The sequence below is a fragment of the Glycomyces tritici genome (genome assembly GCF_030403505.1).
This window is the reverse complement of record NZ_JAUEMJ010000006.1, coordinates 1-7,115: the sequence shown is the minus strand read 5'-3', so window position 1 is coordinate 7,115 and position 7,115 is coordinate 1. Positions and strand designations below refer to the sequence as shown.

4 protein-coding genes and 2 pseudogenes are annotated in these 7,115 nt (G+C 71.0%); 3 read left to right on the top strand and 3 right to left on the bottom strand.

From position 1 onward, the window contains the following. Window positions 1–197 precede the first annotated feature (197 nt). Window positions 198–521, top strand: coding sequence for a DUF952 domain-containing protein (locus tag QWI33_RS18925; RefSeq protein WP_289958714.1), 324 nt, complete (start codon window positions 198–200; stop codon window positions 519–521). Window positions 522–546: 25 nt separating this feature from the next. On the opposite strand, the gene QWI33_RS18920 is transcribed toward QWI33_RS18925, so the two are convergent. From QWI33_RS18920 to QWI33_RS29425, 3 genes and pseudogenes are all read right to left on the bottom strand, one after another. Further along, window positions 547–3,618 (bottom strand): ATP-binding protein, encoded by a 3,072-nt coding sequence (locus tag QWI33_RS18920; RefSeq protein ID WP_289958713.1) that lies wholly within the window; start codon window positions 3,616–3,618, stop codon window positions 547–549. A gap of 400 nt (window positions 3,619–4,018) precedes the next feature. Continuing rightward, a pseudogene (locus QWI33_RS18915) lies at window positions 4,019–4,723 on the bottom strand (serine hydrolase domain-containing protein); the annotation flags it as partial. 124 nt (window positions 4,724–4,847) lie between these two features. After that, window positions 4,848–5,396, bottom strand: a pseudogene (locus QWI33_RS29425) (serine hydrolase domain-containing protein); the annotation flags it as partial. A 653-nt stretch (window positions 5,397–6,049) separates the two neighbouring features. Here QWI33_RS29425 and QWI33_RS18910 point away from each other — a divergent pair. Both QWI33_RS18910 and QWI33_RS18905 read left to right on the top strand, forming a co-directional pair. Continuing rightward, complete coding sequence (locus QWI33_RS18910; protein ID WP_289958712.1) at window positions 6,050–6,373, top strand: hypothetical protein; 324 nt, start codon at window positions 6,050–6,052, stop codon at window positions 6,371–6,373. A 265-nt stretch (window positions 6,374–6,638) separates the two neighbouring features. Continuing rightward, a complete protein-coding gene (locus QWI33_RS18905) occupies window positions 6,639–6,965 on the top strand; it encodes a MoaF-related domain-containing protein (protein ID WP_289958711.1) in 327 nt (108 codons plus the stop codon). Window positions 6,966–7,115 lie beyond the last annotated feature (150 nt).

Here is a 7,115-nt window from a genome sequence, read left to right as displayed (position 1 = left end):
CTCCGCGGCCGCCCCCGGTGGGCCCCCCCGGCGGCGGCGCGCGGGGGGGGGGGCCGCCCACGGCGGCGTCTCCAGAGGTGCCGTGGCGCAGGAGCCTTCGTGCTCGGCGGGCTGTGACTGCGGCGTCGGCACCTGCGGCGCACCCGGCCCTGCGCGGGGCCGCACGCCGTGCCGGGCGCGGCGGTAGCGTGCGTGGCATGACCGAGCTGTTGCACCTGACCGAACCGGGCCTCTGGGAGGCCGCGCTCGCCGCGGGCGTGTACGAAGGCTCCACGCGCGGGAAGACCCTCGCCGAGGTGGGCTTCATCCACTGCTCGCTGCCCGAGCAGCTCGAGGCCGTGGCCGCGTTCGTGTACGGCGACCACCCCGGGCCGCTCGTGGTCCTGGTCATCGACACCGCGCTGGTCGACGTGCCGATCCGCTACGAGGCCCCCGGGCCCGGCGCACCCGAATACCCGCACTTGTACGGCCCGCTGGCGACGAGCGCGGTCGTGGAGGTGCGGCCCTGGGACGCGACCTGATCCGGCCCGGTTCTCCTCCCGTGGGTCAGCCTTGCCGGGAGTGCGCGAGCAGCAGGTCGACGGCGGCGGTGCGGTCGAGTACGGCTCCGGCTTCGTACGAGGCCTGGAACCGCTGGTCTCCCAACGCCTCGCGGGTGCGTTCCAGCGTGCGCAGCGCCGCGTCGTAGCCCCGGCGGTCCTCGGTGCCGAGCAGCGAGACGGCCGCGCCCAGCAGGGTCGCCGCGTGCACCGGGTCCCCCGCCGCGAGAGCGGCTGCGGCCCGGACGCGCACGGCGACGGCGACGTTGGGGTCAGCCGCCCCTTCGATGCTCTCGGCCGTCAGCGCATCGAGAAAGCGATGCGCGCGCGCCGCGTCGCCTTCGGCGAGCGCCACGATCGCGCGCAGCGCGGCTCCCCAGACCCGGAGTCGCGGGTCCATTCTGGTGTCACCGAAGACCTGCTCGGCCATGGCGAGTTCGCTCAGGCCCTGCTCGTGATCGCCCTCCCTCAACAGGATCTGGGCGCGGCACCACCGCACATACGCGGTGGTGTTCGGATTGCGTTCGGCGTCGGCCCGTGCCAGGCTGAGGCGCATGGGCTCCCAGGCCTGCTCGATCGTGCGGGCGCCGTCGACGAGAGCGCTGCTGCGGACGGTGACCAGGGCGAGTTCGGCGTACGTCTCGGCGGCGTCGTCAGCGGTCCCGAGTTCGTCGAAGAGGCGCCCGGCCTGCGCGAGGGCGTCCTTGGCTTCGTCGTGGTCGCCTTGGCGCGCCGAGTACTCGGCACGCATCCGCAGGGCCGAGGCGAGGCCGAAGCGCTCTCCGAGCTTCGCGAACTCGGCTTCGGCCCGTTCGATCTGCTCGAGCCCTTCGGCGCCCGTGCCGCCTTCGTTGACGGCGGCTTCGGTGAGCAGGATGACGCCGAGCTCCCAGGCTTCGGCCGTGGTGCGGTCCGCGGAGACGGCGGGGTCGGAGAGGAACGCCGGGCCGATGGCCAGGAGCGAGTGCCCCGCGATCGGCCCTTGCGCGTTGCGTCCCAATGCGATGCCTTCGGCGATCGATCGGGTCGCCGCTTCGGGGTCACCGAATTCGAACTGGCCCATGCCGGTGAGGAGCTTGACGGCGGGCACGAGCCGTTCGGGGATCTCGCCCGGGAGCTCCAGGAGCGCCGGGTACCAGTGCTGGAGCTGGGAACGGAAGCCGCGCAGGTGCCAGAACCAGAACAGCGCGGCGATCATGCGCAGGCCGGACTCCTTGTGCCCGAACGCGACCGAGCGGGCGAGCACGGCGAGGAGATTGTCGTGCTCGGCGTCCAGGCGCGCCATCGCCTCGAGCTGCGCGGCCGACCTGATCTCGTCGTCGGCGCGTTCGACCAGGTCGAGGCAGTACCGGGCCATCGCGTCCCGTTCGACCTCCGCTTGGTCGGGTTCGAGCTGCGCCTCCGCGTAGGCGCGGATGGTCTCGAGCATCCGGTACCGCTCACCGACGCGCTCTACCAGGGACTTGTCGACGAGTCCGGCGAGCGCGTCGAGGTCACCGACCCGGTCGAGCCCGACGCCGCCGGGGTAGACGGCCATGCGCATGGCAAGGGCCCGTTCGGCATCCGAGAGGAGGTCCCAGCTCCAGGCGATGACCCCTTCGAGCGTGCGGTGCCGTTCGGGCGCGGTCCGGTCCGATCCTGCGAGGAGCGCGAACCGGTCGTCCAGGCGGGAGGCGATCTGGGACGCGTCGAGCGCCCGCATGCGGGCGGCGGCGAGCTCGACCGCGAGGGGCAGGCCGTCGAGGCGGCGGCAGATCTCCACGACCGCTTCGGCATTGGAGTCGTCGAGCTTGAAATCGGGGCGCACGGCGGCTGCCCGCTCGCAGAACAGCCGCACCGCGGGGCTCGCTTCTGGACGATCGGCCGCGAGCGGCAGCGGCGGGATCGGGAACAGCCGCTCGCCGCCGATGCCGAGGGCTTCACGGCTGGTGGCGAGGAGGCGCAGGCCGGGGCAGGCGCCGAGCAGCCGGGCGGCGAGGCGCGCGGCGGCGTCGATGCGGTGCTCGCAGTTGTCGAGGACGATGAGCGCGTCCTGTTCCGCGAAGTACTCCTCGAGGCGCGACGCGGCATCGTGCGCGGACGGTTCCAGCAGACCCGACTCGCGGGCGCCGATGGCGCGCAGCACCGCGGGCGCCACGTCGGCGTCGTCGCCCACGGCGGCGAGTTCGACCAGCCAGACGCCTTGGGGCGCAAGGCTCGACATCGTGGCCGCTGCCTCGACGGCCAGGCGGGTCTTGCCGGCGCCGCCGGGGCCGGTGACGGTGACCAGCCGCGACGTGGCGACCGCCGCGGTGAGCGCGTCCAGGTCGGCCTCGCGGCCGACGAAGCTGGTGAGCTGCGCTTTGAGGTTGGTGCGCTTCTCGACGCGCGCGGTCGGGGCCGCGCTCTGGCGCAGGATCTGCAGGTGAAGGTCGGCGAGTTCGGCGGAGGGGTCGGCGCCGAGTTCGTCGGCGAGGCGTTCGCGGGCGCGCTCGTAGGCGTCGAGGGCCTCGGCGGGGCGGCCGGTCGCGTAGAGGGCGCGCATGAGGAGGGCCTGCCAGCGCTCGTCGAGCGGGTGCGCTTCGGCGACGGGTTCGAGTTCGGCGAGTACGTCGGCGCCGGTGGTGATCTCGAGTGCGAGGCGCTCGCGGGCGGTCTCGTTGCGCAGCCGCTCCAAGCGGATTGCCTCGTTCTCGGCGAACCGGAGGTGACGCAGGTCGGCGAGAGCCGTTCCGCGCCAGAGCGATTCGGCTTCGCGGAGCGCGGTGAGGTCGGCTTGCCGGCGGCCGGTCTCGGAGAGCCGCTCGAACCGCTTCACGTCGACGTCGCCGGGTTCGACGGCGAGGCGGTACCCGGCGGCGCCGCGCGTGAGCCGGTCGGCGCCGATGGCGCGGCGGACTCGGGACACCAGGGCCTGCAGGGCGTTCGCGGAGGGCGCGTCGTCCTCCCAGATCGCGTCGAGCAGGGTGTCGGCGGTGACCTCGCGGCCCGGTTCGAGGGCGAGGCGGGCGACGAGCGCGCGCAGGCGCGCACCGGCGAGCTCGACGGGTTCATCGTCGCCGTTGCGGATCTCGAAGGGACCGAGGAGGTGTACGCGCATGGGAGTAAGTGTGCCCGGGCGGGAAGGAGTGGCGGAATTGGAGGGCGGCGCAGCATGGTGGCTGTTGGGCTGTTGGGCTGTTGGGCTGTTGGGCTGTTGGGCTGTTGGGCTGTTGGGCTGTTGGGCTGTTGGGCTGTTGGGCCGTTGGGCTTCAGGTCTTGGGTTCTTGAACGTCCGCCCTGCGCCACGCCCCGCGTCCTGGGCGTCGCGCCGAGCGCCCGGAACACGCCACGTCCAGCGCCTCGAACGCCGCCGCACTCCGGTGCGGCGGCGTTCGAACAAATTTTCGTCGCACCCCTGTGAGACGGTGTCCTTTTCACTGGTAGTGGTGAAGGTGGGATAGGGCGGGTACCCGGGGCCTCCCGTATCGCCGCAGGACGGTCGACTCCGGCCTCACCCCTCAGACCCGCTCGCGAACCCTGCGGAACTGGCGTCCGGCGAGGTCGATCGCCGTGATCTCGCCATCCTCGTCCCGCGCGAAGAACCCGCGCTGGCCTTGGAGCGGGCCCTCGGTGACGATGTAGTCGTCGCCGTCCTCATGAAGGAATCCCATGTTCGCGGGTTCGCAGTCGGCCGGCATCTCCGGCGAGGCCGCACGCAGTTCGGGCCGGATCCGAGCCGCGAGGCTCAGGCGGTCGCCCTCGTCGACGACGCTCACGACCATCATGTCGACCTCGTAGTCCCCGACGATCCCGGCGGCCCGCTCCCGGTCGAACGGGACCGGCTCGGGATCGCGGTCGACCAGCCCGAGGTAGTGCTCCAGCGCCCACCGGATGACCGCCAGGTTGCAGGGCGTGCCGCCCGGTTCGGCGTTGGTGACGACGGCGATCGCGAAGTCGTGCTCGGGCACGGCGAGGAAGTCCGCGAACTGGCCGACGGACGAGCCGCCGTGGGCGAACGTGGCCACGCCGTCGATCTCGCGCAGGAACCAGCAGATGCCGAACCCGTCGCCGAGCGAGCTGCCGCGCAACTCCACGGTCTGCCGCCGCATCGCCTGCAGCGCTTCGCGGGAGACGATCCGCTCGCCCGACTCGGTGCGGCCGTCCCCGAGGTGGAACCGGGCCCAGCGGACGAGGTCGCGCGCGGTGGAGGCGCCGCCCCCGCCCGGATTCTGGGCGCGGTGGACCTTCCAGGTGGGGGGCGACCGTGGTGCCGTCCTCGGTGACGCTGTGGCCGAGCGAGAACTTGCGGGTCATGGCCTCGGCCGCGAAGAAGGTGGAGTTCTCGAGCCCGAGCGGCTCGAACAGGAGGGCGGCGATCGCCCGCTCGTAAGTCATGCCGGTGACGACTTCGATGACGCGCCCGAGGAGGTTGAACGCTGCCTGGCTGTATGACGCCCGTTCGCCGGGCTCGGCGATGATCGTCAGCTCGTCCAAGTGGTCCACATAGGTCTTGAGGGCGTCGTCGCCGTCGCCGGTGTCCCGGAGCATCCAGGTGTCCAGGCCCGCAGTGTGGTTGAGCAGGTGGCCGACGGTGATCGTCGCGGCCGACCGCTCGTCGGCGAGCCGCAGGTCGGGGAGGTAGCGGCGCACCGGCGCGTCGAAGTCGACCTTGCCCTGCTCGGCGAGGATCACGAGCGCGGTCGCCGTGAAGCTCTTGCTGGTCGAGCCGAGGGTGAAGATCGTGTCCTCGTCGACCGGGAGAGGGTTCGCGACGCTGGTGACGCCGTGGGACGCGTAGATCTCGCGGCCCTGGTGCCAGATGCCGACGGCGATGCCGGGCACCGCGTACTCGGTGGCGGACTTGGCGACGATCTGCTGCAGTTCGTTGGCGCTCATGGTGGTTCCCCTCTCGGATGCCCCGGCGTTTCCCGGAGGCGGTGTCGAGAAGAACCATCGCCTCGGGCGCTGACGCGCCGCTGACACGCGGCTGACGACCCTGTCCTGAGCGACCCTGCAACAGCTGTCTTCGCAGGTCAATGTCTTGCCGGTCGAAGATGTCGTACCCCGCTTCTACAGTTGTGGAGGCAACTGAATAGCGCGCGCAACGCCCAGCGGCGGGGCGCGAGAACCGATTGGACGAAGCGATGGCAGCGAAACCATCAGACAGTTCACGGAACCAGGCGAGCCTCGAGGTGATCACCCGGGCATTGCCGTTCACGACCATTCCCGACGAGCCACTGCGAGCGCATTTCGCCAGGTGGCTTCTCGATTCACTGGCCACCGCGGACCGGCTCGGACCGTTCCCGAGCGTCGAACCCGAAACCCGCCCACCGGCGGCGGGTCCGGAACCCGCAGCGCCGAATATGAAACCCGAGATCGACACCCGGCCACCTCCGCTCTCCACACCCTCCAGGGCCGCGGTCGAAACCGTGCGCGAGGGCGCTCCGCCTGACGATCCGCCGAGGTACAAGCCACTGCCGCTCGAGTGGCAGGGCCCGCCCGCGCCGCCCAGGCCGCAGTTCGTACGCCAACGCGACGGCACGATCTGGGTGACGAAGCCGATCCTGCGCTCACGCGGCTGGACCGACTCCGCAGTCCGCGACTTCCTGCCCCAACCCGAAGGGCTGAAACCGAACCCGCGGTTCGCCGCCACCGGCGCCCCGATGCCGGTCTGGCGACCCGCGACCGTGGCGGCCGTCGAACGGACGCCGGAGTGGCAGGCCTGGCTGGAACGGTCGCTGCGGCGAAGGAAGACCACGCTCGAAGCGCTGGCCGAGACCGAGGACGAGGACTTCCGCGCTCGAGTGGAAGCGGCCCGCATGGCCATCGAGTCGGAAGGAGGAGTGCCGCACGAGGCGGCCGAGGGCCGCTGACTCCTCCCAGGAGCAGCGAAAGACGAGAGCGAGGTCGGCGGCGGGTACTCGCCGTGCGGCCGGAGGCAGCGGCCGTGGTCTTGCAAGGTCGTCGACCTCGACCTGAGTTCTCGGCCTCTGCCGACGATACGACCATAGACCGGTTTCGACCATGCCAGGCTCGCTGAAACGCCGGTGACGCGGTCGTTGATCTCCTAGGTTGGAAGGCGGCCAAAAGGGTCCGTGCTGATGCGGACCATGGGCGCAGTCGGGGAAGGAGACGGTCATGACCGATTTCGCATTCGCGGGGAAGGCTTTCGACATCCGCTTGGACAACGGGGTGATCTTCCACAACACCTATGCGGCGGAGGGCAACAGACTGGTCTACGAACAGATCGACGGCGCGGTGGAAGGCGCTTCAGAGGAGGTGGAGCTGTACGTCGCCGAGGTCGGGTCGCGGATGTACCTGGTCGGCTGGAACGAGGTCTCGGGGGCGACCGTGGCGCACGTGATGGATTTCAAGACGAAGAAGGTCACCGCGTTCCGGTCACTCGACGTGGGCGGCGGCAGAGTCGGCGAGGTGTACTCCGGGACCTTCGAGGAGGTGAAATAGGGAAGGGGAGAAGATCGATATCGGTCGCAATGCAATCGCGATACGGCGACAGCGGTGGTAAGTCAGACTGATCGATGGTTAGGATCGGTCGCCGCAACGCCGCAACGCCGCAACGCCGCAACGCCGCAACGCCGCAACGCCGCAACGCCG

What these genes read in the sequence shown, in the direction of transcription:
- QWI33_RS18925 (WP_289958714.1), top strand. Translation starts at nt 198, where the DNA reads ATGACCGAGCTGTTGCACCTGACCGAACCGGGCCTCTGGGAGGCCGCG.
- QWI33_RS18920 (WP_289958713.1), bottom strand. Translation starts at nt 3,618, where the DNA reads ATGCGCGTACACCTCCTCGGTCCCTTCGAGATCCGCAACGGCGACGAT.
- QWI33_RS18905 (WP_289958711.1), top strand. Translation starts at nt 6,639, where the DNA reads ATGACCGATTTCGCATTCGCGGGGAAGGCTTTCGACATCCGCTTGGAC.